At 51.2% G+C, this 26,675-nt stretch carries 27 protein-coding genes; 15 read left to right on the forward strand and 12 right to left on the reverse strand.

The features are described from left to right. Window positions 1–17: 17 nt before the first annotated feature. The gene (ompA, locus tag LVQ77_RS15390) at window positions 18–1,064 is read right to left on the reverse strand and encodes a porin OmpA (RefSeq protein WP_232863870.1); all 1,047 of its coding nucleotides are present in this window, start codon (window positions 1,062–1,064) and stop codon (window positions 18–20) included. Between the two features lie 224 nt (window positions 1,065–1,288). Beyond that, a complete protein-coding gene (locus LVQ77_RS15395; RefSeq protein ID WP_151993757.1) occupies window positions 1,289–1,918 on the reverse strand; it encodes a helix-turn-helix domain-containing protein in 630 nt (209 codons plus the stop codon). Window positions 1,919–2,176: 258 nt separating this feature from the next. Between LVQ77_RS15395 and LVQ77_RS15400 the strand changes: the two genes are divergently transcribed. Further along, a complete protein-coding gene (locus tag LVQ77_RS15400) occupies window positions 2,177–2,521 on the forward strand; it encodes a DUF3302 domain-containing protein (RefSeq protein WP_232904888.1) in 345 nt (114 codons plus the stop codon). A 20-nt stretch (window positions 2,522–2,541) separates the two neighbouring features. After that, window positions 2,542–3,681 carry an HlyD family secretion protein gene (locus LVQ77_RS15405; RefSeq protein ID WP_232904889.1) on the forward strand — a complete coding sequence of 380 codons (1,140 nt, stop codon included), beginning with the start codon at window positions 2,542–2,544 and terminating at the stop codon, window positions 3,679–3,681. A gap of 131 nt (window positions 3,682–3,812) precedes the next feature. Here LVQ77_RS15405 and wecA read toward each other — a convergent pair whose 3' ends face one another. Next, window positions 3,813–4,913 carry a UDP-N-acetylglucosamine--undecaprenyl-phosphate N-acetylglucosaminephosphotransferase gene (gene wecA / locus LVQ77_RS15410; protein WP_232904892.1) on the reverse strand — a complete coding sequence of 367 codons (1,101 nt, stop codon included), beginning with the start codon at window positions 4,911–4,913 and terminating at the stop codon, window positions 3,813–3,815. A gap of 455 nt (window positions 4,914–5,368) precedes the next feature. On the opposite strand from wecA, the gene LVQ77_RS15415 reads away from it, so the two are divergent. Beyond that, window positions 5,369–5,833: an NUDIX hydrolase gene (locus LVQ77_RS15415; RefSeq protein WP_232904967.1), complete on the forward strand. Its 465-nt coding sequence runs from the start codon at window positions 5,369–5,371 to the stop codon at window positions 5,831–5,833. 43 nt (window positions 5,834–5,876) lie between these two features. Here LVQ77_RS15415 and yajD read toward each other — a convergent pair whose 3' ends face one another. The 7 genes from yajD to hypA all read right to left on the reverse strand — a co-directional run bounded on the left by yajD (window position 5,877) and on the right by hypA (window position 12,064). Then, window positions 5,877–6,224, reverse strand: coding sequence for an HNH nuclease YajD (gene yajD, locus LVQ77_RS15420; protein ID WP_034460453.1), 348 nt, complete (start codon window positions 6,222–6,224; stop codon window positions 5,877–5,879). Window positions 6,225–6,268: 44 nt separating this feature from the next. Continuing rightward, window positions 6,269–8,353 (reverse strand): formate hydrogenlyase transcriptional activator FlhA, encoded by a 2,085-nt coding sequence (flhA, locus tag LVQ77_RS15425; protein WP_232863874.1) that lies wholly within the window; start codon window positions 8,351–8,353, stop codon window positions 6,269–6,271. A gap of 116 nt (window positions 8,354–8,469) precedes the next feature. Continuing rightward, entirely contained in the window at window positions 8,470–9,480 is a 1,011-nt protein-coding gene (hypE, locus tag LVQ77_RS15430; protein ID WP_232863875.1) for a hydrogenase expression/formation protein HypE, read from the reverse strand. Then, window positions 9,477–10,598: a hydrogenase formation protein HypD gene (gene hypD, locus LVQ77_RS15435; RefSeq protein WP_232864025.1), complete on the reverse strand. Its 1,122-nt coding sequence runs from the start codon at window positions 10,596–10,598 to the stop codon at window positions 9,477–9,479. Before hypD ends, hypE begins: the two co-directional genes overlap by 4 nt. Further along, window positions 10,598–10,858, reverse strand: a complete 261-nt coding sequence (locus LVQ77_RS15440) for a HypC/HybG/HupF family hydrogenase formation chaperone (RefSeq protein ID WP_034460456.1) — start codon at window positions 10,856–10,858, stop codon at window positions 10,598–10,600. Before LVQ77_RS15440 ends, hypD begins: the two co-directional genes overlap by 1 nt. Next, window positions 10,849–11,712 carry a hydrogenase nickel incorporation protein HypB gene (gene hypB / locus LVQ77_RS15445; protein ID WP_232904894.1) on the reverse strand — a complete coding sequence of 288 codons (864 nt, stop codon included), beginning with the start codon at window positions 11,710–11,712 and terminating at the stop codon, window positions 10,849–10,851. Before hypB ends, LVQ77_RS15440 begins: the two co-directional genes overlap by 10 nt. After that, window positions 11,705–12,064, reverse strand: a complete 360-nt coding sequence (gene hypA, locus LVQ77_RS15450) for a hydrogenase maturation nickel metallochaperone HypA (protein WP_034460458.1) — start codon at window positions 12,062–12,064, stop codon at window positions 11,705–11,707. The genes hypB and hypA overlap by 8 nt, the downstream gene beginning before the upstream one ends. A gap of 831 nt (window positions 12,065–12,895) precedes the next feature. Between hypA and hycA the strand changes: the two genes are divergently transcribed. The 9 genes from hycA to hycI all read left to right on the forward strand — a co-directional run bounded on the left by hycA (window position 12,896) and on the right by hycI (window position 20,707). Further along, the gene (gene hycA, locus LVQ77_RS15455) at window positions 12,896–13,351 is read left to right on the forward strand and encodes a formate hydrogenlyase regulator HycA (RefSeq protein ID WP_232863877.1); all 456 of its coding nucleotides are present in this window, start codon (window positions 12,896–12,898) and stop codon (window positions 13,349–13,351) included. Window positions 13,352–13,438: 87 nt separating this feature from the next. Continuing rightward, on the forward strand, window positions 13,439–14,044 hold the full coding sequence (locus LVQ77_RS15460; protein ID WP_232863878.1) for a 4Fe-4S dicluster domain-containing protein: 606 nt from the start codon (window positions 13,439–13,441) through the stop codon (window positions 14,042–14,044). Next, window positions 14,041–15,849 carry a formate hydrogenlyase subunit 3 gene (hycC, locus tag LVQ77_RS15465; protein ID WP_232904896.1) on the forward strand — a complete coding sequence of 603 codons (1,809 nt, stop codon included), beginning with the start codon at window positions 14,041–14,043 and terminating at the stop codon, window positions 15,847–15,849. Before LVQ77_RS15460 ends, hycC begins: the two co-directional genes overlap by 4 nt. A 10-nt stretch (window positions 15,850–15,859) precedes the next feature. Then, complete coding sequence (locus LVQ77_RS15470) at window positions 15,860–16,786, forward strand: respiratory chain complex I subunit 1 family protein (protein ID WP_151993769.1); 927 nt, start codon at window positions 15,860–15,862, stop codon at window positions 16,784–16,786. 17 nt (window positions 16,787–16,803) lie between these two features. Continuing rightward, window positions 16,804–18,513 (forward strand): hydrogenase large subunit, encoded by a 1,710-nt coding sequence (locus LVQ77_RS15475; RefSeq protein WP_034460465.1) that lies wholly within the window; start codon window positions 16,804–16,806, stop codon window positions 18,511–18,513. 11 nt (window positions 18,514–18,524) lie between these two features. Continuing rightward, window positions 18,525–19,070, forward strand: coding sequence for a formate hydrogenlyase complex iron-sulfur subunit (locus LVQ77_RS15480; RefSeq protein WP_232863881.1), 546 nt, complete (start codon window positions 18,525–18,527; stop codon window positions 19,068–19,070). Continuing rightward, window positions 19,067–19,831, forward strand: coding sequence for an NADH-quinone oxidoreductase subunit B family protein (locus tag LVQ77_RS15485; protein WP_232863882.1), 765 nt, complete (start codon window positions 19,067–19,069; stop codon window positions 19,829–19,831). Before LVQ77_RS15480 ends, LVQ77_RS15485 begins: the two co-directional genes overlap by 4 nt. Next, on the forward strand, window positions 19,831–20,241 hold the full coding sequence (locus tag LVQ77_RS15490; protein WP_120065022.1) for a formate hydrogenlyase maturation HycH family protein: 411 nt from the start codon (window positions 19,831–19,833) through the stop codon (window positions 20,239–20,241). Before LVQ77_RS15485 ends, LVQ77_RS15490 begins: the two co-directional genes overlap by 1 nt. Beyond that, window positions 20,234–20,707: a hydrogenase maturation peptidase HycI gene (hycI, locus tag LVQ77_RS15495; protein ID WP_151993772.1), complete on the forward strand. Its 474-nt coding sequence runs from the start codon at window positions 20,234–20,236 to the stop codon at window positions 20,705–20,707. Before LVQ77_RS15490 ends, hycI begins: the two co-directional genes overlap by 8 nt. Window positions 20,708–20,787: 80 nt before the next feature. On the opposite strand, the gene LVQ77_RS15500 is transcribed toward hycI, so the two are convergent. Beyond that, window positions 20,788–21,072 (reverse strand): helix-turn-helix domain-containing protein, encoded by a 285-nt coding sequence (locus tag LVQ77_RS15500; RefSeq protein ID WP_232904898.1) that lies wholly within the window; start codon window positions 21,070–21,072, stop codon window positions 20,788–20,790. After that, window positions 21,069–21,383 carry a type II toxin-antitoxin system RelE/ParE family toxin gene (locus LVQ77_RS15505; protein ID WP_151993774.1) on the reverse strand — a complete coding sequence of 105 codons (315 nt, stop codon included), beginning with the start codon at window positions 21,381–21,383 and terminating at the stop codon, window positions 21,069–21,071. The genes LVQ77_RS15500 and LVQ77_RS15505 overlap by 4 nt, the downstream gene beginning before the upstream one ends. Before the next feature lie 260 nt (window positions 21,384–21,643). Between LVQ77_RS15505 and hydN the strand changes: the two genes are divergently transcribed. The 3 genes from hydN to hypF all read left to right on the forward strand — a co-directional run bounded on the left by hydN (window position 21,644) and on the right by hypF (window position 26,674). Next, entirely contained in the window at window positions 21,644–22,189 is a 546-nt protein-coding gene (gene hydN / locus LVQ77_RS15510; RefSeq protein ID WP_064514584.1) for an electron transport protein HydN, read from the forward strand. Between the two features lie 35 nt (window positions 22,190–22,224). After that, the gene (fdhF, locus tag LVQ77_RS15515; RefSeq protein WP_232863884.1) at window positions 22,225–24,375 is read left to right on the forward strand and encodes a formate dehydrogenase subunit alpha; all 2,151 of its coding nucleotides are present in this window, start codon (window positions 22,225–22,227) and stop codon (window positions 24,373–24,375) included. A 79-nt stretch (window positions 24,376–24,454) separates the two neighbouring features. Further along, on the forward strand, window positions 24,455–26,674 hold the full coding sequence (gene hypF, locus LVQ77_RS15520; RefSeq protein ID WP_232904968.1) for a carbamoyltransferase HypF: 2,220 nt from the start codon (window positions 24,455–24,457) through the stop codon (window positions 26,672–26,674). The last annotated feature ends 1 nt before the right edge of the window (window position 26,675 follow it).

Genomic DNA, 26,675 nt, shown 5'->3' on the forward strand with positions numbered 1-26,675 from the left:
TTCTCAGGGGTGAATGCTTACTGTTCACCTGCAATCTCAACCACAACACGGCGGTCTGGAGCCAGGCAATCAATCAGTTGTGACTTAGGCATACCGTCTGCACAGGTGTTGCCGGTCACGGAATCACTTTCACCACGGCCTTCGGCACGCACATTTTGAGCAGGCAAACCTTGCGCTATTAATGCATCAACAACCGCTTGTGCACGCTGAGCAGAAAGCTGCTGATTGTATTGCTCTGAACCCAGGCGATCGCTGTAGCCAACAACTGTTGTTGAGCTGTTTTTCGCAGCTTGCATATCCGGGCTGTTATACAGCTGCTGGATTGCCGCATGGCCTTCTGAAGTCAGCTCTGCGGAGTTAAAGCCGAACAGCACGTCAGATTTCAGATTGAATTTTTTCACCTCAGGAGCCGCTGGCGCAGGTTCCACAACCGGTGCAATTACTGCGTCATCATGCTGGCCGAAGCGATAAACAACACCGGCTGATACAGAGCTTACATCGCTGCTGAGACCAATCTGGTTGGAGTTTCCGACGTTGCTCACCCATTGGTATTCCAGACGACCAGCCCAGTTTTTGGTGAAGGCATATTCGGTACCGACTGCGGCCAACGGGCGCACGCCAGTTTCAAAATTGCTATGACCTGCGTTGTTAACTTCTGCGCGGTAACCCATCGCACCAGCACGGCCATAAATATCCCAGTTATCAGTCAAGCCGTAGCTCGCTTTCAGAGAAAGTTGCAGGCCCTGGCTTTCCATTTTTCCGCCAGCAACACCGTTATTACCGTTGATACCCATGTTGCCCAGGTAGTCGTATCCACCTTCAACCGCTAACCATGGAAGAACTTGATAACCTGCAAATACGCCGCCGCTGACGTTGTCTTTATCGAAATCGAAGTCAGTTGCGTTGCTCACGTTATCGTTGAAATCTTTGTTGCCGCTGGCATCAAAATAGTGCGACCAGCCCATTTTAGCGCCGCCGTACCAGGTATTCGCGTCTGCCGCAGCAAATACGTTAGAAACTGCGCAAGCGTTCAGCACGATTAAAGCTACAAGAGTCTTTTTCATATATTCCCTAACATATCCCGTTTCTGAGCAAACGACCCAGAATTAAAAAGCCATAAGTTTGTCGACACGGATAATAGAGGGAGAGTTCACAGATTTGAAATTATAATAAGTTTATTTTTAAATTTTTTCTTATCAATAAGATCAATTACCAGGCACCATCACACAATGGCGTCTGGTAATTGACATAAAATGCTAGAATCACATTTTAAGTATTCTTGCTTGCGTCAAATTTTATCTGGTAATTCATTCATCTGTAATAAATAACCGCCTCTTTTAAGCTCGAGATGATTCGTTGCCTTTAAAGCAAACAGGACATTAAGAACACTGCTGCGTGATAAATGTGTTCTTTCTTGTATATATTCAAGAACTGAAACACGCATTCTCGTCTCCAATGGCAACTGGATGATTTCCTGAAGATGGTTGCAAATAACTGAATAGGTACGCTGCTGAACCACCAAATCATCTCGATAAAAGAGATAACTATTAAAGTAAGCTAATGTAATAGATACGTCACGCCACAGATTTTGTTGGTCGAATATTTCCATAGCTTTTTTAGCACTGACGCGCAATATCGTTGAATCAGTATCGACGCGCAGAATATGGCAGCGCAGGGTTTGCAGTGATTCAGCCAGACCAAACAAATGCGGATCGTATGCACCGGCAATCACCAGCCCATCGGTGGCGCGCAACACCGACAACTCACCCTGGATAAACAGATAGAGCTGCGCTTCGCCTTTATATTCCCAATGCAATCTTTTACGAGGCACGACTTTCATTTCTGTGCTGAAAGGCTTCAATGCTTCAAGCAAACGCCCAATGGATTCATCCGGTCTGACGGGTGCAGATAACGGCATAATTTTTCCTCGGTGAATGAGTTCGTTATGATTATAGGCATCATGCCAGAAGTTTAAAATTAAATAAAAGCTGTATTGAGCAAGATGCTTTACCAGGGCATCATCGCAAATGTAACAATTGAATATCCAGAAACAATTTATACTTAGTTGAAATAATAACATACATCATTTAAATTTAAATTTAATTAAATATCCACTCGCCAAATTAACGTCTCCCCTCTACCTTTTCCGGTTCCCATCTCACCGGAAATTACTCTTATGTTCTTAGATTATTTCGCACTGGGCTTATTATGCTTTGCCGCTCTAGTCGTATTTTACGGAATAATTGTCATTCACGATATCCCCTACGAAATCGCCGTTGAGCGCAACCATCCTCATCAAGACGCTATTCACGCTGCCGGATGGGTCAGCCTCTTAACGCTGCATGTGTTATGGCCTTTTATCTGGATTTGGGCAATGTTGTACCGTGAAGACCGTGGCTGGGGCTTTCGCGCCAAAGAAAATGACACCATGGTACAACTGCAAACCCGCCTCGCTTTGCTTGAAAAAAAACTCGCCGCTCAGAGTGCCAATAGCCCGAAAGACTTGCCCCATTCAGACTAATTAAATGACCAGGAAATATCGTGGAATTATTACTGATCCTTATTTACGCAGCCATTTGTATTTGTATATTCAAACTATTCAAAATACCCCTGAATAAATGGTCAGTGCCAACCGCAATATTAGGTGGGGTTATTCTGCTGAGTGGTTTAGTCCTGACGATGAATTACAACCATCCGTACACTGAACGCGCGCAGATGCTAACCGTGACGGTGCCGATTATTCCTGAAGTCCAGGGTACGGTCATTGCAGTCACCCCTAATACCAATAAGATGCTGAAAAAAGGTGATTTTCTTTTCAGAATCGACCCCACGCCTTACCAGTCAAAAGTCGATGTGATTAAAGGCGAAATTGAAACCGCACAGCAAAATGTTGAAGTGCTCAAGGCCCGACTTGCCGCGCAAAACGCCGATATCGAACAGTACAAAGCTAATCGTGACCTGGCGTTAAAAGATGCCAACCGCTACCGCGAAGGCAGCCGCGACCGCATGAAAAGCCCGTTTACCGATCAGGAAGTGGTGACGGCGCAAGAAAACTATCTTGCGACTCAGGCGCAATGGCGTTCAGCACAATCGAAACGCGACCAAACCAAAGCACAGTTGGCCGCTCTGGTCGGGGGCGAAAACGCTACGGTATATAAGCTCAAATCCAGCCTGAAAGAGGCGCAATATAACCTCGACAGAACCACCGTTCGCGCTCCAGACGCGGGTTACGTCACGCAGGTTTTACTCAAACCGGGCATGTTCTTGCGCCCGCTGCCGCTGCGCCCGGCAATGGTATTTGTGCCACTGCAAAAAACCGATATTTATGCGGCATTCCGCCAGAATTCAGCACTGCGTTTACACGCAGGCGACAAAGCCGAAGTGGTGTTTAACGGAATTCCTGGCAAAGTTTTTCCAGGCACGGTGAAGCAGATTTTGCCGGTGGTTGCCAACAGTAGCTTCCAGGCACAGGGATTCTTGCAGGGATTGAGTCAAAATCCGGGGCTGGATGGTATTTATGCTGACATTTCCTTAGACCCTAACCCTGAGATTAAAGCGCTACCGAAAGGCACAACCGCCCAGGCGGCGGTGTACACCGACCACGTTGAGCACTTGTCGATTCTGCGCAAAATCCTGCTGCGCATGACGAGCTGGACACATTATCTCTATATCGATCACTAACTTTATGACATAGCTCTCGGCTGTGTTATCCACCTTTCCAGGCAATACACCAATGCTGATGGATATCATCCTCCAGTCTAAAAGTACAAAACCCAGAATGACTGGGTTTTGTTCCTGGACTCAATGGATTATCAGTTACCTGTTGGTACATCGGCACTAGCAGCGGCGTTATACTGCCGGCCAATTTTTGCTCTCAAATCTGGATTACGTTTTTGGAGCTTATTATTTACCACCAAATAACCGGTAAATAAGCCGAGGAACACAACCAGAGAGAACCACTCCGCAACACCAATTTTGGAAAGCACAATCCCGAAACCAGCAAATATTGCCGTGAGTAGAGTCATGACTAGCACAGTCTGGCGAGCCGTTAAGCCACTACGCATTAAAATATGATGTAAATGATCGCGGTCAGGATGGAAAGGGCTATGTCCACGGCGAATGCGACGTACCATGATAGTCACCATATCCATCAGTGGCAAAGCTATTACCCACAGAGCCGTAACAGGAGCCATCACAGCTTCGCCACCCTGGCTTCCTAGTATCACCAGCCAGAGCATCGTAAAACCAATCACCATACTTCCAGCATCACCCATAAATACTTTGAAGCGTTTATTCCCGATTAACCCCATGTTGAGCATTAAATAAGGGATTAAGGCAACAATCATCAAGAAACACCACATGGCGCGCAAATGAGCACCCGCCAGTAGGAAGACCACCATCAAAGCTGCAAAGGTTGCACTCGCAACGGAGCCGAGTAGGCCATCTACGCCATCAACCATATTAAAAGCATTGATTGCAGCCCAGGTTGCAAAAAGCGTCACCAGATAACCGACTGGACCGAGTACGAGTTCGTACCCACCCAACACATGGCCAAGTGTCTGAAGGTATAGACCATCAACCATAATCACAACTGCGGACAATGCCTGGATAAACACGCGTGGTATCACCGGCAAGTCAAAACGATCATCGGCAATACCGACAAGCAGCAGTAGCGAGATGCTCACTAAGTAGGGAATAAAATGTGTTTCTGTGTGTGGTAGAACTTCAGGCCAAAAGAGGAAAAAAATCACTATGGCACAGTAGAAAGATATCCCACCGACTAATGGAATTTCTCCTTTGTGTTGCTTACGCCCACCGGGCTTGTCAACCAGACCACACTTCAAGGCGAGCTTACGAGCGATAAGGAGGGCGGTCATCGCTGTTAAGAACATAATGATAACTTCGATACTCATGGCAAGACCTTATTTCTTTTTAGCAAAGTTGCCCCTATGGAGAATGTAGAAATTTCCACAAAGTATTAGAGAAATTCATTAGATGTGTAGGACTGGTACGATAGCCACACATTTTATTAACATAGGATAAATACGAAAGTAGCGCCATTATATTACGTCTAAATTTTCAGGTCAAAATCATAATTCCTGAAAGGCATTAGCCTGAAATATGTTTAGCTACGTTACTATTTTTCTTGTTATTTTATATTTTTCAAATAAAACAACACGTTAACAACAATCTCTTTATTGCTCATTGTTTTCCAAAACTACCCATATATTAATTTTTTAAAACCATCAAATAATTAACGCAGCTTTTTCTTGTATTTTTTTCTTCATGCTCGCCAATATATCTTAATTATAATGGAAAACTTTAAATCTCTATCCGTGATCTGGAGTTCCGGGACAAAAAAATGAAGATTCGTACTCGCCCTTCTTCTCGCTTGCTCATCATCAACAATAGCGGCGCGGTGCTGTTATTTCGCTTTTCTCATCGTGATGATGCACTGGAAGGAAAGGTTTATTGGGCAACGCCCGGAGGCGGCCTTGAACCCGGTGAATCATTTGAACAAGCAGCCATTCGCGAGCTACACGAAGAAACTGGACTCGTAAGGCTTGAGTGCGGGCCATCTGTCGCACAACGCACATTCATGATGCAACTACCGAGTGGTGAAACCGTACAGGCTGACGAGCGCTTTTATGTCATCAATGCTTCTGAAAGTGAGCTTTCGCAGGCGGGTTGGAGTGAAAACGAAAAACGGGTGATAAGTCAGCAGAAATGGTGGACGCAATCAGAGTTGCTAGAGACTGGCGAAGTGATATTCCCTGAGGGACTGACAACGATTTTGGCAGAAATAGTAGATGATGAAGAATCAGAGAGTTAAAAATATAAAAGGTGGGCCACAGTAAAGTTTGCCCACCTGATAACTACTTCTTCTTATTGAGCATCGACTTTAAATCTGCAAACGGATTGTAGGTCGCTTCACCCACGTCTTTCTGTGCATCTTCACCCGCGACTACGGTTGTGCCGTATTGGTCAGCTTCGGTGTACTTGGAGTGCTCATGATCGTGGCAATACAGGCACAGAAGTTCCCAGTTACTGCCATCTTCCGGGTTATTGGTGTGATCATGATCGATATGGTGAACCGTCAGCTCGCGCAAGTTTGAATACACAAACTCACGCGAACAACGCCCGCATACCCACGGATAAATTTTTAACGCTTTCTCACGATAGCCGCTTTCCAGCCGCGTATAGTTTTTTGGGATCAGTGCCATGGACGTTAATTACCTGCTTAAAAGTGTAGGGCTATAGACAGAGTTTAAACCCCCTCTTTATCAATCCCCAAACGTTTCATACGTGAAAGCAACGTCGTGCGTTTTAATCCCAATCGCTGTGCCGCACCACGTGGACCTGCAACTACACCGTTGGTTTCTTTCAGCACACGCAAAATTCGCTGCGCTTCATCTTCACCTTCACGAAACTCTTCACTTGCCACCATCTGCGTCGGTTTTTCTTCAGGTTGACGATATTCCATCTCAGGCAAAGAAAGATGCAGCACATTGCCACGAGTTAATAGCACCGCACGTTCAATCACATTTTCCAGTTCACGCACATTCCCCGGCCAGTCCATACGGCTGAGCGCGCGCAAGGTTTCGGCCGGAATACTGTCAATATTACGGTTCATGCGATGGGCGATTTTGAAGGTGAAAGATTTCACCAACAGCGGAATATCTTCCGGTCGCTCACGTAGTGGTGGCAACATAATCGGGAACACATTCAGGCGATAATAGAGATCGCTTCGGAATTCACGCTCACTCACCATCTCTTTCAGATTGCGATTGGTGGCGGCAATCAGACGTACATCGACCTGCTGAACTTTGTTGCTGCCGAGGCGTTCAAATTCCTGCTCCTGTAGCACGCGCAGAAGCTTAGGCTGTAACTCCAGCGGCATATCGCCAACTTCATCAAGGAACAGCGAGCTTTTATCTGCCAGTTCAAAACGCCCGATACGCTGAGTGTTTGCACCGGTAAATGCGCCGCGCTCATGACCAAACAAGTCGCTTTCCAACAACCCGGCAGGCATCGCCGCACAGTTAATTTTCACCATACGACGGCTGTTGCGTTCGCTTAGATTGTGAATTGCTCGAGCAATCAGCTCTTTACCCGTACCTGTTTCTCCAAGAATCAACACGGTACTGTCGCTTTTCGCTACCATCTCGACTTGTTTAAGCACATTCGACATCACGTCGCTGCGGCCAATAATCTCACCAAAATCACTGGCGACATTATTGATTTGCTCGGTGAGATAGAGGTTCTCGTCGACCAGGTTTTCTTTCAGGCGATTGATTTCCTGATATGCCAGCGCGTTATCTACTGCAATAGCAATACGTTCGGCAATCTGGCGCATCAGCTTGAGGTTTTGCGGAGTAAAGATGCCCGCTTCACATTGCGCCAGCTTCAGCACACCCACAATGTTATTGCCAAAGGTGAGAGGCAGCAGGCAAAGCGTCTGAATTTGATTGCCCCACATTTCAAACAACATGCGCTCATATGGCGCGAGCTGGTCACCGTGATGCAGATTCAATAGCAGCATTTCACCGCTTTTGAATACCCGTTCAGAAAGTGTCCCCCCTAAAGCGACATCACTCTGATCGTGGATCGGCGACTGCTCTTTCACGAAATGGGTGGAATAGACAGTAAGCCGATCTTTGCGGTTTCCGCGCAGCACAATACTTATCGAGTCTATCGAGAAATAGTGGTGAATCTCGTTGGCGATCTCGCTTATCAGTTCATCAAGATCGAGCTTAGAAAGTACCGCGTTTGTCACTGCCACCAGGATACGGAAATCGTCACGTTCGCGGCACAGTTGTTGGTAACCAAGGTTTGAGTCGATACGGTTTTGGATTTGTTCCGCAGCCAGAGCCACAACATGGGCCAGGGTATGCATGCGGTTGAGTTCTTTATCTGTCCAGGCAATGTCGTTGTCGCGAATAAATTCGCAGCCGCCAAAGATTTTCCCTTCTGCGGCCAGCGGCAACAGACAGTAACGACCAAACGGGGCGTACAGTTCAAGGTTCATCACCTGTGGCCAGGTGTCATTGAACTCTTCCTGAGTACAAATCAACGCCTCCGGGCGCGAAAGCACACGCCGCACCGGCCCATTGGCCAGCACCATTTCATCTTCGTAATGCAGTTCTTTGCCGTGTTTGTCCATGCCATAGAAGGCCACACGCTGATGTAGCGGATGATAAAGCAGAATATTCACTCTGTTCGCCAGCGCACCTTGCTTTGCCAGTTGGGTCAGGCAATTGGCAAGTGCCGGGAGATCAGGTTGCTGCAACAGGGTACGCGTAATATCAAATAGGCCCTGCTGCCCGAGATCGCTCATCGGTGTGTATGGCATTTTGCTTATCCAAAAAAGAGACCCGGTGAGTTACCGGGTAGGGAATATATTGATCATACAAATAGCGCTCGACGCTTTAGTGTAGCCAGGGCGGCACACAGCGCACTTGGCTTAGGTCAACAAATGCGTGGCAGCGGCTCTGAATGCGGCAAGTCTAATGTCCGTTTTACACCATATAGCCCGGCAACACGTACACCTTTACGTTCAACAACATCACCAATAATTGCCGCATCCTGACCTAAAGGATGAGCACGCAGTGCCGTCAGTACCGCGTCAGCAGCTTCACGCTCTACTGCGATAACCAGTTTACCTTCGTTGGCAAAATTAAGCGCATCGAGGCCAAGCAACTCACAAACACCACGCACCGCCGGGTTCAATGGCAGCTGACTTTCAGCCACTTCCATTCCACAACCACACGACGCTGCAAACTCATGCAATACAGCATTCACGCCACCGCGCGTCGCGTCACGCAACGCTTTAACGCCGGGAATATTCAACAGTGGCGCGATTAGAGGTGCCAGCACCGCACAGTCACTGATCAGCGCACCTTCCAGACCCAGCGATTCTCGCAGATTTAGGATAGTCGCTCCGTGGTCACCCAGAGTTCCACTGACGATCAGCACATCACCCACGCCGATCTGTTGCGTGCCCCAGTTCAAACCTACGGGAATTGCGCCAATCCCAGCCGTATTGATAAACAGCTTATCTGCCGCTCCACGCTGTACAACTTTGGTATCACCAGTAACCACCGCGATACCGGCCGCTTTTGCGGTTGCAGCCATGCTGGTGACCACACGTTCGAGCGTTTCAAGCGGCAAGCCTTCTTCAAGGATAAACCCGCAGGATAACCAGCGTGGGGTTGCACCGCTGACAGCAACATCGTTCGCCGTCCCGCAAATGGCTAACTTGCCGATATCACCACCGGGGAAAAACAGCGGGTCGATAACATAGCTGTCGGTTGAAAATGCCAGGCGATCTCCACTTGCAGTGAGTTCAGCCAGCGGTAAACGCGCCTGATCTTCTTGCTCTGCAAGCCAGGGATTATCAAACGCCTGCATAAACAAGTCAGCTACCAATTTTTGCATTGCCTGGCCGCCGCTGCCGTGGGCCAATTCAATAGTTTTCATGCTTCACTCTCCTGGCTGCGATATTGATACCAGGCAGCACATGCCCCTTCAGATGACACCATCAGTGCGCCAAAGGCATTTTGTGGATTACAGGTTTTACCAAACATCGGACATTGATGCGGTTTACAGCGCCCGGTGAGCACATCGCCACAACGGGCAAGCGGGTCGTCGTAAACTTGCTGCGGTGCGGGTTTGAAATGATCTTCCGCATCAAACTGACGATACTCGTCAGTCAGTTGAACGCCGGAATCGCTTATAGTGCCAAGCCCACGCCATTCGGCATCACCACGTACGGTAAAGACGTCTGCGATAGCTTCCTGCGCAAGGCTATTACCGGCATCCGGCACCACACGTTTGTATTGGTTCTCCACCTTGCTGTTTTGATGGATTTTTTGCTCAACCAGCATCACCACGCCTTGCAGCAAATCCAGTGGTTCAAATCCAGCAACCACTAGCGGGCGCTGATGCTCGGTGGCAATAAAGTCATAGGCTTCAGTGCCAATCACCATGCTGACGTGGCCGGGCGCCAGGAAAGCATCAATGCCGTTATCCGGCTGCTCCAACAAACTACGCAGCGTGGGAATAAGCGTAATGTGCTGGCAGAAAAAGTAGAAATTATTGATGCCCTGCGCTTTCGCTTGTTTGAGCGTAATAGCAGTGGTCGGCATCGTTGTTTCAAAACCGAGGCCGAAAAATACCACTTTGCGATCCGGGTTCTGGCTCGCAATAGCCAGAGCGTCCATTGGCGAGTAAACCACGCGCACATCTGCGCCACGTGCTTTCGCCTGCATCAGCGAACCGTTTTTACCCGGCACACGCATGGCGTCGCCAAAGGTACAAAAAATCACTTCCGGATGGCTGGCGATTTCAATACACGCATCAATGCGCCCCATCGGTAACACACACACCGGGCAACCCGGTCCGTGGATAAACTCAATATTTTCTGGCAGCAGTTGGTCGAGGCCAAACTTAAAGATAGCGTGAGTATGCCCGCCACAGACTTCCATAATGCGCAGAGGACGTTCTGCCGTGTAAGTCAGTTTTGGGGCGCGTTCACGGAGTACATCAATAAGCTGCATGACTTTTTCCGGCGCACGGTATTCGTCAACGAAGTGCATCATCCGCGTTCTTCCCCAAACAGCAGACCACCAACATCGGGTTCCACTTCAAACATGTTTTGCAGGGCATCTAAGGTGTCGCGAGCTTCGGCTTCATCAATAATCGCCATTGCAAAACCAACATGAACCAGCACCCACTGGCCAATTTGCGCATCGCCCACCAGCATCAGGTTTACATCGCGTTTGATACCACACACATCTACTTTAGCGCTGCCGTCTGGCAGTTTTTCAACAATCTGGCCTGGAATGCCTATGCACATCGTTGCGTCTCCAGCCAGTTGAGCCACTCATCCATACCTTCGCCACTGGTCGCAGAAACCAACAAGATTTCAATATTCGGATTCACCTGGCGGGCGTAGTCGAGACACTTATCAACATCGAACTGCAAATACGGCAGCAGGTCGATTTTGTTGAGCAGCATTAAGGAAGAAGCGGCAAACATATGCGGATACTTAAGCGGTTTGTCTTCGCCTTCGGTCACCGAAAGCACCGCTACTTTGTGGCGTTCGCCAAGATCAAAACTCGCCGGGCACACCAGGTTGCCAACGTTTTCGATAAACAGAATCCCGTTACGCTCAAGCGGCAAACGCTGCATGGCATCACGAATCATCTGCGCATCGAGATGGCAGCCTTTACCGGTATTCACCTGAATGGCTGGCGTACCAGTAGCACGAATGCGTTCGGCATCGTTCACGGTTTGCTGATCGCCTTCAATAACGGCACAAGGCACATTACCGTGCAGGCGTTTTAAGCTTTCAGTAAGCAAGGTGGTTTTACCGGAACCCGGGCTTGAAACCAGGTTAAGCACCAGCTGTTGCTGTTTCGCAAACTGCTCACGGTTATAAACAGCGAGCTGGTTGTTTTTATCCAGCACGTTGAGTTCGATTTCCAGCATACGGCGCTGGGTCATGCCCGGCGCATGGGTGCCTGCGGCACCGTGGCCATAATGCAGATCGCCCTGCTCATCTGTCGTTGGTGCAAATTTAACGCCGGTGATTGGCGTTAAAGCGCGTGATGCTGGCGCGAAAGGTGCACTACGGAAACCAGAGTGCGGATTGCGCTCGTCGCCTTCTATATACAAGTTGCCTTCAGCGCAACCACAAGTACTACACATGATTCGTCTCCTCCACTTCCAGACGCTTAATCTGCACGCCATCGTCTGCCACTACGCGTAAATTGCTGCCTTCGCACAACGGGCAGCGCCGTACCAGCTGGGTTAACAAGGTGATGTGTTGCTGGCAGTCGTAGCACCAGCATTCCGCTTCTTGTTGATGAATATGAAGCTGGCAGCCTTCGGCTAATGTGTCGCGGCACACTAATTCGAAACAGAACTCCAGCGCGCTTTGCTCAACGCATGAGAAAGCGCCTACTTCAAGCCAAACACCAGTGACGCGGGTGGCACCGTGTTGGCGGGCTTGAGCTTCGATGAGTTCCAGTGCGCGTTGGCAGAGGGTGATTTCGTGCATATTGCCTCCGGGGATGTCTGCTGGAGGTAATGCAAGGATGATGCCAGGGTTTATATCCATTTCTCTGACAGACCGAATTTATTCCGTTCACTGAAAGTTTACCGATCCCTGAACTTACCGAAACGGTGAACGAATCAAGGGTGCTACCGCAGCACCCTTGATAATCCCGGCTCCCGGCATCTAAATCGCCGCTTCGCGGTAAACCTTCGTTTTTCCTTTCAGTCTCTGGGTCGGTTGTGATGCGCTCCCGGCGATCACAACCTCTCGCCGTTCCCGACGGCGAGACCCGCTCCTTTTAGTCAATACGAAGGCGATTTAAGCCGGACTCAAAGGTCAACGTCAAAAGCTAAAGATAGCACGGAGCCGGTTTTGACCTTGTTCCCGGTATAAATTGCCCCAGCGTTACCCATAAGTCAGGGTTGAGCTGCCGTCCGCCGTGAAAGAGAGCGATCGCCGGGAGCGAGTCGCGAACGACCCTGAACGTTGGGGATAAGCTGGGGTTTACCGCGCAGCGGCAATTTAATCACCGGGCGCCGGGGTTGCCAGGGGGCTGGCGTGAGCCACCTGGCACGTTCACCGTTCGCAGATATATGTAGGATCGGAGAACTGTCGGGTGAACGGAAAATCACCATTCCAGGCATAAGCATAAGCATAAGCATAAGCATAAGCATAAACAATGCTGACATTCCCCCGTCAAACATGACGAAATGACATGTCATCCCTGTGCCTATTTGTATCCTATTAATACAAAACCCAATAATTTCAGCAAAATACAACATTGGCACGAAACGTGCTCTGTAGACGCAACAGCAAAAACAGAGTGATTTAATAATGAACATTTGGGAACTGAGCGAAAAAGCCGAATACATTGCCGACAAGCACCAGCGCTTGCTCACGCAATGGCAACATTACTGCAATAGCTTGATTCAGGGCATCACCCTTTCTAAAGCGAAACTACATCACGCCGTAGGGTGCAATCCTGATGATTCCCTGCGCTTCTTCTTATTTGACCATTTCGTCATTCACGTGCGCCTCGCAGAAGGCTTCAACAGTCACACCATCGAGTACTACGTTGAGAAGCGTAACGGTGAAGATAGAGTGTTGATTGCTAAAGCAATCCTTGATGACGAAGGCCGCGTAGACAACAGCATCAGTAACCGTAACCGTGAAAGTGTTCTCGAGCATTACCTCGAAAAAATTCATCCGGTATACGAAAGCTTGTACAGCGCCGTTCACACCGATACTCCGGTATCGATGGGGCAGCTGCAACAAAGCGCTCAGGCCTGATAGCCATGTTGGGTGTCGAAAACTGTCGAAACGACAGCCGTCGGCACAGTTTCGTCAAAAATGATGATGTGCTCTAAGGATACTTAGGTGAATCGCTTTATTATCGCCGACTCCAAACTTTGCATGGGTTGCCACACCTGTGAGGCGGCTTGCTCTGAAACGCACCGTCTGCATGGCCTGCAATCCATGCCTCGCCTGAAAGTGATGCGTGACGCGAATGATTCCGCGCCGCAAATGTGCCATCACTGCGAAGACGCGCCTTGTGCTGGCGTCTGCCCAGCTAATGCCATCACCCGCGTCGATGGTGCGGTACAGCTCAATGAAAGCCTGTGCGTAAGCTGCAAACTATGCGCTATCGCCTGCCCATTCGGCTCTATTGAATTCTCGGGCAGCCGTCCAATCCATATCCCGGCAAACGCTAACAGCCCGAAAGCGCCACCTGCGCCTCCGGCACCTGCTCGCGTCAGTTCGCTTATCGACTGGGTGCCAGGTGTTCGTGCCATCGCTGTGAAATGCGATATGTGCAGTTTCGATGAAGATGGTCCAGCGTGCGTACGCACCTGCCCAACAAAAGCGCTGCGCGTGGTGGATAACAATGACATTGCCAAATCCAGCAAGCTCAAACGTGAACTGACTTTGGGTGCGACCCTTGGCGATCTCACCCTGTTTACCCAGCCTGAGGTGAAAAAATGAGTGCTTTTGTCCTGATTCATTGGGCGCTGATGGGCTTTCTGCTAAGTGCGATTCTGGCCGGTATCACGGCATTTAATAAACCGCTGAGCGGCGTTATTGCTGGCCTGGGTGGTGCAATTAGTTCCGTATTGGTACTGATTGCCGGTTTCGATGCGTTAACCGGGTTTACCGGTATGGCGCAAGTTTGGCAGTTGCATCTACAGCTCAACGCCTTTAACGGCATCTGGCTGGTAACGCTGGGTCTGCCCGGTCTGTTTATCTCACTGTTCAATATCGACTGGCATCGTCATCACGCCGTAAAAGCCAATGGCTTGCTGGTGAACCTGGTGATGGCCGCAGCCGTAGCAGCACTGGTGGCCGATAATATCGGCATGTTAGTTGTGCTGGCAGAAATCGTCGCACTGAGCGGTTACTTCCTGACTGGCTGCCAGAAATCCGGGCAGTTGTGGTTTGCGCTGGGCCGTCTTGGCACCGTGCTGCTGGCGGTTGCGTGCTGGTTACTGTGGAAACAGTACGGCACGCTGAGTTATGCCGAATTGCACCTGATGACCAACGGCGCGCCGATTAGCTCTGTTGTCTGGCTGCTGGGTCTGATTGGTTTTGGTTTGATGGCGGGGATTATTCCGCTGCACGGTTGGGTACCTCAGGCACATGCCAACGCTTCTGCTCCGGCAGCGGCGCTGTTCTCAGCTGTCGTGCTGAAAATTGGCCTGTACGGCATCATGAGCTTCTCACTGATCAGCAATGTTATGCCGCTGTGGTGGGGCATTCTGGTGGTCATTCTGGGGATGATTACTGCGTTTATTGGCGGTCTGTATGCGCTGATGGAACACAATATCAACCGCCTGCTGGCTTACCACTCTCTTGAGAATATCGGCATTATTCTGCTCGGTCTGGGCTGCGGCATGATGGGCCTTGCGCTGAATGAATCCACGCTGGTTGCACTCGGCATGATTGGTGGCCTGTATCACCTGTTCAACCATAGCGTATTCAAAACCACGTTGTTCCTTGGCGCAGGCGCGGTTTGGTTCCGTACTGGTCATCGCGACATCGAAAAACTCGGTGGTATTGGCAAGCGTATGCCGCTGATTTCCATTGCTATGCTGGTGGGTTTAATGGCAATGGCAGCACTGCCTCCGCTCAACGGTTTTGCTGGCGAATGGGTCATTTACCAGTCCTTCTTCCACCTTGGCACTTTGCCGCTGTTTATCGCTCGCTTCTTAGGCCCATTGTTGGCTGTAGGTCTGGCGATTACTGGCGCACTGGCTGTGATGTGTATGGCGAAGGTTTATGGCGTCACCTTCCTGGGTGCACCGCGCACACCAGAAGCTGAAAATGCTACCTCTGCGCCGTTCCTGATGAACCTGAGTGTGGCGGCCCTTGCCGCATGTTGTGTGATTGCCGGTGTTGCTGCTCCTTGGCTGATTCCTCTGTTGCAGAACGCGATTCCATTGCCGCTGCAAACGGCTAACACCACCGTTTCACAACCGATGATCACCCTGCTGCTGATTGCCAGCCCACTACTGCCATTCATTTTGATGGTGATTTTCCGTGGCGACCGTCTGCCAAACCGCACACGCGGCACGGCCTGGGTCTGCGGTTACGACCATGAACAAGCAATGGTCATTACTGCGGGTGGTTTTGCTCAGCCAGTAAAAGCGGCGTTCGCGCCACTGCTGAAACTACGCAAAACCCTGAACCCAGTGAAATGGGTGCCTGGCTGGCAGTGTGATTGCCTTGCCGGTACGTTCCGTCGCCTGGCAATGATCGAACTGGCCGTGTTGCTGGTTGCGGTTTGCGCTTAAGGAGCCTGATATGAATACCATTTTCTTTTCGTTGATTCAGGCGCTGGTGTTATTTGCCGTCGCGCCACTGTTGTCCGGTATTACCCGTGTCACTCGCGCCCGTATGCACAACCGCCGTGGGCCTGGCGTGATGCAGGAATATCGTGACCTGTTCAAATTGTTCAGCCGCCAGAGCGTGGCACCAGCCGCCTCCGGCTGGGTGTTCCGTCTGATGCCGTTTGTGATGGTTGGTGTGATGCTGACCATTGCTACTGCGCTGCCAGTCGTCACTCTCTGGTCACCACTGCCTTCACTGGGTGATTTGATAACCCTTATCTACCTGTTCGCCATCGCGCGTTTCTTCTTTGCCATTGCAGGCCTGGATACCGGTAGTCCGTTTACCGGCATCGGTGCCAGCCGTGAAGCGATGCTTGGCGTGCTGGTTGAACCGATCCTGATTCTGGGACTGTGGGTTGCCGCACAAGTGGCTGGTAGCACGCACATCAGCAATATCGCTTCCACTATCTATCACTGGCCAGCCGCACAAAGCTTAACGCTAATTTTGGCGCTCGCCGCCTGTGCCTTCGCCACCTTTATCGAAATGGGCAAACTGCCATTCGACCTCGCAGAAGCCGAGCAAGAGTTGCAGGAAGGCCCGCTGACCGAGTACAGCGGCGCTGGTTTTGCCGTGCTGAAATGGGGGATTTCCCTCAAGCAATTGGTCGTACTGCAAATGTTCGTTGGCGTGTTCCTGCCATGGGGCCAGATGAGCGAATTTAGCTGGGGCGGCCTCGTCATTGCGCTGGTTCTGGCGGCAGTAAAACTGGTACTTGGCGTGCTGATTATCGCGCTGTTTGAAAACAGTATGGCGCGTTTGCGGATGCTGGAAGCTTCAACAGTTACCTGGGCCGGTTTTGGCTTTGCCTTTTTAGCCTTCGTCTCCTTGCTGGCGGCGTGATTTAAGAGAATTTATCAATGTCTGAAGAAAAGATTGGCCAACATTATCTCGCCGCTTTGCATAAGCAATTTCCTCATGCGGTGATCGACGAAGCGTGGCAAACCAAAGACCAAATCACTGTCACCGTGAAGCTCAACATGCTGCCAGAAGTGGTGGAGTGGCTTTACTACCAACAAGGTGGCTGGTTATCCGTATTGTTCGGTAACGATGAGCGTCAACTGTGCGGCAACTATGCAGTTTATTACGTGCTTTCCATGGAAAGCGGCGTGAAATGCTGGATTACCGTGCGCGTAGAAGTCGACGCCGACAAACCAGAATTCCCATCCGTTACACCGCGTGTGCCTGCTGCTGTATGGGGTGAGCGTGAAGTGCGTGATATGTATGGCCTGCAACCTGTTGGCCTGCCGGATGAACGTCGCTTAGTGCTGCCAGATGACTGGCCAGATGACCTGTATCCGTTGCGTAAAGACAGCATGGATTATCGCCAGCGCCCTGCCCCAACCAGCGATCAGGAAACTTACCAGTTCATCAATGAGCTGGGCAGCAAGAAAAACAACGTGGTGCCGATTGGCCCACTGCACGTAACCAGCGATGAGCCAGGCCACTTCCGCCTGTTCGTTGATGGCGAAAACATCATTGACGCCGATTACCGCCTGTTCTACGTCCACCGTGGTATGGAAAAATTGGCTGAAACCCGCATGGGTTACAACGAAGTCACCTTCTTGTCTGACCGCGTATGTGGCATCTGTGGTTTCGCCCACAGCACCGCGTACACCACGTCAGTTGAGAATGCGATGGGCATCGTGGTGCCAGAGCGCGCCCAGATGATCCGTGCGATTTTGCTGGAAGTTGAACGCCTGCACAGCCACCTGCTGAACCTCGGCCTCGCCTGCCACTTTGTTGGCTTCGACTCAGGCTTTATGCAGTTCTTCCGCGTACGTGAGATGTCCATGAAAATGGCAGAAATCCTCACTGGCGCACGTAAGACTTACGGCCTGAACCTGATCGGCGGGATTCGTCGCGATCTGCTCAAAGACGACATGATCCAGACTCGCCAGCTCGCACAGCAGATGCGCCGCGAAGTGAAAGACCTGGTCGATATTCTGATGAGCACGCCAAACATTGAACAGCGTACCGTCGGCATTGGCCGCCTGGACCCACAAATCGCCCGCGATTTCAGTAACGTCGGTCCAATGGTCCGCGCCAGCGGTCACGCCCGTGACACCCGTGCCGATCACCCGTTCGTTGGTTACGGTTTGCTGCCAATGGAAGTTCACAGCGAAACAGGCTGCGATGTGCTGTCCCGTTTGAAAGTGCGTATCAATGAAGTTTATACCGCGCTGAACATGATTGATTTTGGCCTCGATAACCTGCCTGGCGGCCCGCTGGCTGTGGACGGTTTCACCTACATTCCAAACCGTTTCGCACTTGGCTTCTCTGAAGCACCACGCGGCGATGACATTCACTGGTCGATGACCGGCGACAACCAGAAGCTGTACCGCTGGCGCTGCCGTGCGGCAACGTATGCCAACTGGCCGACTCTGCGTTACATGCTGCGTGGCAACACCGTTTCTGATGCGCCACTGATCATCGGTAGCCTGGATCCTTGCTACTCATGTACTGACCGCATGACCATCGTCGATGTGCGTAAGCGCAAGACCAAAGTGGTGCCGTACAAAGAGCTTGAGCGCTACAGCATTGAGCGCACTAATTCGCCGCTGAAATAAACGGAGTCACAATGTTTAACTTCATCAAAAAAGCCATTAAAGGCGGCGTGGCCACTGAGTCTTACCCGCTACAACCCATAGCCGTGGACCCAAACTTCCGTGGCAAACCGGAACACAATCCGCAGCAATGCATTGGTTGTGCGGCCTGCGTTAACGCATGCCCATCCAACGCATTAACAGTGGAAACCGATCTGGTAGCCGGGCAACTGGCATGGACCTTCAATCTGGGGCGCTGCATTTTCTGTGCTCGCTGTGAAGAAGTCTGCCCAACGGCTGCTATCAAGCTTTCTCAGGAGTACGAGTTAGCTGTCTGGAACAAAGCCGATTTCCTGCAACAGGCACGTTTTGATCTGTGCAATTGCCGCCAGTGCAGCAAGCCATTTGCGGTGCAAAAAGAGATTGATTACGCGATTGCGCTGCTTGAGCACAACGGTGACAAATTTGCCGAAGCGCACCGCACTGCGTTTGAAACTTGCCCGGAATGTAAACGCCAGCAAAGCCTGGTATCTTCCGACCAAATCGATCTTAGCCGCCAGATTAGAGAGGTGCGCTCATGAGTATGTTACTCGGTCCACGTGACGATAAAGGCATGCCAGTGCCAATGACGGTGGATGAGTCCATCGCCAGCATGAAAGCGTCGCTGCTGAAAAAAATCAAACGTTCCGCGTATGTTTACCGCGTTGACTGCGGTGGCTGTAACGGCTGCGAAATCGAAATTTTCGCGACCCTTTCGCCACTGTTCGATGCAGAACGCTTCGGGATTAAAGTTGTTCCATCTCCGCGCCATGCAGATATTTTACTGTTTACCGGTGCTGTGACTCGCGCCATGCGTTCCCCCGCGCTACGTGCCTGGGAATCAGCACCGGACCCAAAAATTTGCATCTCTTACGGTGCATGCGGTAACAGCGGCGGTATCTTCCACGACCTGTATTGCGTCTGGGGCGGTACCGACAAAATCGTGCCGGTGGATGTCTATATTCCGGGTTGCCCTCCAACGCCTGCGGCAACGCTGTATGGTTTTGCCATGGCGCTGGGTCTGCTGGAGCAAAAAATCCACGCCCGCGAAGCCAGCGAAATGGATGCGCAACCGGCGCAGATTCTGCACCCGGATATGGTTCAGCCATTGCGTGTGCGTATCGACCGTGAAGCACGCCGCCTGGCGGGTTATCGCTATGGCCGCCAGATTGCTGACAGCTACATGGAAAACCTCACCGCCGGAAACGGCAGTGTTGAGCAATGGCTGGCGCACGAGAACGATCCACGCCTGACGGAAATCGTCGGTAATCTCGAAGCACTGGTGAAGCAGGAGCGCGTGTAATGAGCGAGTCGGTGGTGTTTTGCCAGCTTAGCCGTAAGTTTGTCGATGAAAACGACAACACACCGAGTGATGCGCAACAGGTGGTTTATTACAGCCTGGCAATTGGCCACCATCTCGGCGTTATCGACTGCCTGAAAGAAAATTTAGTGTGTTCGTTTGAGCCTTACAAAGCGTGGATTGCCACGCTTGAAGAGGGCAGTGAGGCGCGGCGTAAAATGGAAGGTGTGCCGCGTTACGGCGAAATCGTTATCGACCAAAGCCATGTCGTTTTACTGGCGAAAGCGTTCGATGCCGCAAAACCAACTCAAACTGAACAGCAGCAAGAGTGGAGCCAGGAATTGCTCGATATGCTGCAAGCTATTCAACAAGAACCCGCCATCTATTTGATGGTACGGAGACGCTATGACTAACGTTTTACTTTGTGTCGGCAACAGCATGATGGGTGACGATGGCGCAGGCCCATTACTTGCCGAGAAATGCCAGGCCGCCCCACAAGGCGACTGGATTGTTATCGACGGCGGCACCGCTCCTGAAAATGATGTGGTGGCGATTCGCGAATTACGCCCGGACAGATTGCTGCTGGTAGATGCGACGGATATGGGCCTGAACCCAGGCGAAATCCGTATCATCGACCCGGACGACATCGCTGAAATGTTTATGATGACCACCCACAACATGCCACTTAACTATTTAATCGATCAGATTAAAGAAGATGTTGGCGAGGTGATTTTCCTTGGCATTCAGCCTGATATTGTCGGCTTTTACTACCCGATGACTGACGCGATAAAAGCAGCGGTTGAGACGGTGTATCAAAGCCTGGCGGGTTGGGAAGGAAAAGGCGGTTTCGCGGATTTGGAAGCACCTGAGTTCGAGTAAATTCTGGAGGATGTCGCGGCGCTAAATCCCCTACGGGTCTTGTAGGTCGGATTCGCGCTGTGGCATCCGACCATTCGATATCACACGTATCGGATATTGAGTGAGATCCTTGCACCACAGGCTGTGGCATAACGCTCAAGCATCTTCATACTGGCGCTAAGTGGGTTCTTCTCAAGACGGCTAATACCTGATGAATTTGTCCCGAGCTTGTTAGCCAACTCTATTTTCGAAAGCCCTGCTCTTTCACGCATTTCATAAAGTGCCTGAATCAGCATCAGCTCCTGATCGGCTTCGTTATATGCCTGAACGGACTCAGCATCAGAAAGCATTTTTGTTTTCAATTCATCAAGAGAGAGTGGTTTCACTTCATAAACTCCTTCAGCCTTAACCGGGCAATGTCGATTGCGTTAGCCGGCGTTTTAGCTGTCTTTTTCGTAAAGGCATGCAAAATATAAATGGTTTGCCCATAACTAAAAGCATAGACCGCTCGAGCAATATCTTTGTCACCGACTCGTAGTTCGAAAAGGCCATTTCCCAGGACTCGGCTATGAGGCATTTTTAGCTGATTACCTTCAGATGCCAGGCGTTCAATTAAGCGAAACATTCGGCCTCGCAGTTGTGCAGGCAAGGCAACCAGTTCTTCAGCCGCAGCTCCATGCGTCAATATTGTATACATTCTAACCCCTCCGTTCCCTGAAACATATCAAGAGGGGAAGCTTTCCCTAATCAATTTCTTTACTCACTGGCACGAACTGCGAGCGACTTTCCAGAACTCTCTGTCATTTGCCCAAATGACATCGTCATATGTGTCGATGTCACTGTCATCCCTTCCCCGATCAATGCGCAATCCCTTGAATCACGGTAGTTTCAAAGTTGGCACACTTTATGTATGCCTAGAGCAGTCTTATAAAAAAACACTCTATCCAGGAGTCTATGATGAACCGTTTCATCATTGCTGATTCAAGCAAATGTATTGGCTGTCGCACTTGCGAAGTGGCCTGTGTCGTAGCACATCAGGAAGCACAAGATTGCGCAGTATTAACACCGCAAACCTTCCTTCCACGTATTCATGTGATTAAAGGCGTGAATGTTTCCACCGCGACAATGTGCCGCCAGTGCGAAGACGCACCGTGTGCCAACGTCTGCCCTAATGGCGCAATCAGCCGTGAGCATGGTTTTGTGAATGTGATGCAAGAACGTTGCATCGGCTGCAAAACCTGTGTGGTTGCCTGCCCGTATGGCGCGATGGAAGTGGTTGTTCGCCCTGTTGTACGTAACAGCGGTGCAGGTCTTAACGTGATGGCAGAAAAAGCCGAAGCGAATAAATGCGACCTTTGCCACACCCGTTCAGAAGGCCCGGCCTGTATGGAAGCCTGCCCAACCAACGCAATTATCTGTGTTGATCGCAATAAACTTGAACAAATGAGTGCCGAAAAACGCCGTCGTGCTGCGTTCGATGCGACTTCATCCCTGATTTTCTAAATCCATTTACTTCTACGTTAACAGGTCTGTTACTGATGAAAAAAATTACCAGCGTCTGCCCTTATTGTGGCGCAGGCTGCAAACTCAAACTGGTTGTTGAGAAGAACAAAATTATCCGTGCCGAAGCGGCTGATGGCGTGACTAACCAAAATGAACTCTGCCTGAAAGGCTATTACGGCTGGGATTTTCTCAACGATACCAAGCTGCTCACACCGCGTCTGACGCAGCCGATGATCCGCTACGAAAAAGGCGGCAAGCTTCAGCCGGTGAGCTGGGAAGAAGCGATTAGCTACACCGCTAAGCGACTGAAAACCATCAAAGAGCAGTATGGTCCGCGTTCGATTATGACAACCGGTTCGTCACGTGGGACAGGTAACGAAACCAACTATGTGATGCAGAAGTTTGCACGCGGTGTCTTGCATACCAACAACGTCGACTGCTGTGCGCGTGTTTGCCACGGGCCGTCTGTTGCAGGTTTGCAAGTGACGCTGGGAAATGGTGCGATGAGTAACTCCATCGGCGATATCGAAAACTCAAAATGCCTGTTGGTGTTTGGGTATAACTGCGCCGATTCACACCCGATCGTGGCGCGTCGTGTGATTAAAGCGAAAGAAAATGGTGCGAAAATCATTGTATGCGATCCACGTCGTATCGAAACCGCGCGTATTGCAGACCAACATTTGCAGTTGAAAAACGGCTGCAATATGGCGCTGGTGAATGCTTTTGGTTACGTGCTGCTTGAAGAGCATCTCTACGATACCGAGTACGTTGCGAAATTTACCGAGGGTCTGGATGCGTACCGCGAAGTGGTTAAAGGCTACGCGCCAGAAGATGTTGAGCACCTGACCGGTGTTCCGGCACATCAGGTCCGCCAGGCAATGCGGACTTTTGCCGCCGCACCTTCAGCCACCATTATGTGGGGCATGGGCGTGACGCAGTTTGGCCAGGCGGTCGACGTCGTTAAAGGGCTTTCAAGCCTTGCGCTACTGACCGGCAACCTGGGTCGTGAAAACGTCGGCGTTGGCCCGGTTCGTGGTCAAAACAACGTGCAGGGCGCGTGTGACATGGGCGTGCTGCCAAACCAGTTCCCGGGTTACCAGGATGTAGTTGATCCAAAAGTGCGTGCCAAATTCGCCAAAGCCTGGGGCATCAACGTAGAAGATATGGACGACCAGGTTGGCGTACGTATCACAGAAGTACCGCATATGGCTATCCATGGCGAGATGAAAGCCTACTACATCATGGGTGAAGACCCGTTGCAGACCGAAGCCGACCTTGGCCTGGTACGCAAAGGTTTTGAAGCGCTCGATTTTGTGGTGGTGCAGGACATCTTTATGACCAAAACCGCCGAAGTGGCGGATGTAATTTTGCCAGCCACGTCATGGGGCGAGCACGGCGGCGTGTTTACCTGCGCTGACCGTGGCTTCCAGCGTTTTGAAAAAGCCATTGATGCGAAGTACAACGTCAAACGTGACTGGGAAATTATCAGCCTGCTCGCAACCGAGATGGGCTACCCAATGCATTACGACAACAACCAGCAAATCTGGGACGAACTGCGTGAACTCTGCCCGCTGTTCTACGGCGTAACCTGGGAAAAAATGGGCGATATGGGCCATGTGCAGTGGCCGTGTCCGACACTGGATCACCCGGGTACGCCGTATCTCTATAAAGACAGCAAGTTCGACACCCCAACCGGCAAAGGCCAGCTGTTTGCGGCGCAGTGGCGTGCGCCAGCCGAAGTGCCGGATGCCGAATATCCATTGGTGCTGTGTACCGTGCGCGAAGTCGGCCACTACTCCTGCCGTTCAATGACCGGGAACTGTGCTGCATTGCAAACACTCGCCGACGAACCTGGTTTTGTGCAGATGAACCCGACAGATGCCAACCTGCTCGGCATTAAAGACAAACAGCTGGTGTGGGTCAGTTCACGTCGCGGCAAAGTTATCAGCCGTGCTGAGGTTAATGAGCGCATTAACGTGGGCTCGGTGTACATGACTTATCAGTGGTGGATTGGGGCATGTAATGAGCTGACTCAGGACAACCTTGACCCGATTTCCAAAACACCGGAAACCAAGTATTGCGCGGTCAACGTCAGCCAGATTGCTGACCAGCAATGGGCAGAAAACTACGCTCAGACGACATATAGCGATATGAAAGCGCGTTTGCGCCAGGCAGTAGAAGCTTAAAAACGGTGGATGACGCTTGCGCAGCGTCATCCGACAAAATACCCAAATATTGGTACCAATAGTGAATTTTAACGGCGTGATGCTACGCATTCGCGGCAAAGTACAGGGCGTAGGTTTCAGGCCATTCGTCTGGCAACTTGCACAACTTCTCAAACTCACGGGCGATGTCTGCAATGACGGTGCCGGTGTGTTGGTGCGCCTGTCCTCCAATGCCGATGCGTTTATCACCGAGCTTCACGCCAAATGCCCACCACTTGCTCGTATCGATAGTGTTGAACAATCGACAATGCAGTGGGAAACAATCCCCCAGGATTTTACCATTCGCCACAGTGCCAGCAGCTCGATGGACACGCAAATCGTCCCGGATGCCGCAACCTGCCCGGACTGCCTGCGTGAGCTAAATGACCCGAACGATCGTCGTTATCGTTATCCGTTTATCAACTGCACCCACTGTGGCCCGCGCTTCACCATCATTAATGCTATGCCGTATGACCGGCCCAAAACGGTGATGGCTGCGTTCCCGTTATGCCCGGCGTGTGAAAAAGAGTACCGCGATCCAATGGATCGCCGCTTCCATGCCCAACCTGTCGCCTGTCCGGAGTGTGGACCGCAGATTAGCTGGCAATGTGGTGAGCAAAACCTTGAGCGTGAAGACGCATTACAAGCAGCCGTCGCAGCGTTAAAAGACGGAAGAGTCGTGGCAATAAAAGGGCTGGGCGGTTTCCATCTGGCCGTTGATGCCCGCAATGATGAAGCCGTTGCTCGCTTACGTGAACGCAAACATCGTCCGTCCAAACCGCTGGCGGTGATGCTTTCTGACTCGCAAGGTTTACCCGCCGAAGTAGTCGCGCAGCTCAACACGCCAGCATCACCCATTGTGTTAATGGCGAAGTCCGCATTAAGCTGGCTAAGCGAATTTATCGCCCCGCATTTGAGCGAAGTCGGCGTGATGCTACCCGCCAACCCGCTACAACACCTTTTGATGCAGGATTTTGGCGGCCCACTGGTGATGACCTCCGGCAATTTAAACGGCAAACCACCCGCCATCACCAATCAGCAAGCGCTTGAAGAATTAGCCGATATCGCAGACGGCTGGTTGTTGCATAACCGCGATATCGTCCAGCGCATGGATGATTCCGTGGTGCGCGCAAGCGGTGAGATGCTGCGCCGTGCCAGAGGGTTTGTGCCAGATGCTCTCCCATTGCCCCCGGGTTTTGAGGCGCTACCGCCGATTCTGGCGTTAGGTTCTGACTTGAAAAACACCTTCTGCCTGCTGCGCGGCAACCATGCGGTGCTCAGCCAGCATCTGGGCGATCTGGCTGAAGATGGCGTTGAACAGCAGTGGCAAAAAGCTCGTGCACTCATGTGTGAGGCTTATGATTTTAAAGCGCAACATGTCGCGATAGACGCACACCCTGGCTACCACAGTTCCCGTCTCGGGAAAGAGATGGGGCTGCCAGTGAGCACCGTTTTACATCATCACGCCCACGCGGTGGCGTGTATGGCTGAACACAGCTGGCCGCTGGATGGGGGTGATGTGATTGCCATAACCCTTGATGGCATCGGTTATGGCGAGAATGACCAACTGTGGGGCGGCGAGTGCCTGCGGGTTAACTATCGCGGATGCGAACATCTTGGTGGCTTGCCTGCGGTGGCGCTGCCGGGTGGTGACCTTGCGGCGCGCCAGCCGTGGCGCAACCTGTTTGCTCATTGCCAGACATTTGTTCCTGACTGGCAACACCATCCTGAAACGGCAGTAGTGCGTACGCAAAACTGGCCATTGCTGGCCACAGCCATAGAACGTGGTATTAACGCGCCATTCGCCTCCTCCGCAGGGCGTTTATTTGATGCCGCCGCGGCGGCACTAAATTGCGCACCGCTACAGCAAAGCTATGAGGGTGAAGCCGCCTGTTGCTTTGAAGCACTGGCAACGCAAAGTGGCGAGTGCCACCACCCCATCACACTGCCGGTCACCAATGGAAAAATGGATTTAACGACCTTCTGGCAACAGTGGCTCAGCTGGCACGACGGTGCACCCGCACGCGCCTGGGCATTTCATGATGCGCTGGCAAAAGGTTTTGCTGATTTAGCCCGTAGCCATGCGCACAAGTTGGCGATTAACACCGTCGTATTCAGCGGTGGCGTGCTGCATAACCAGCTGATGCGCGAAAGATTTTCGTATCACCTCACAGATTTCAACCTGCTCTTCCCGACACAGTTGCCTGCCGGTGACGGTGCCCTTTCATTGGGCCAGGCCCTTGTTGCTGCCGCCCGTATCACCATTCCCTCGCAAGGATAAA

This window comes from Buttiauxella cochleicola, from assembly GCF_021282435.1.
GTDB classification, from domain to species: domain Bacteria; phylum Pseudomonadota; class Gammaproteobacteria; order Enterobacterales; family Enterobacteriaceae; genus Buttiauxella; species Buttiauxella massiliensis.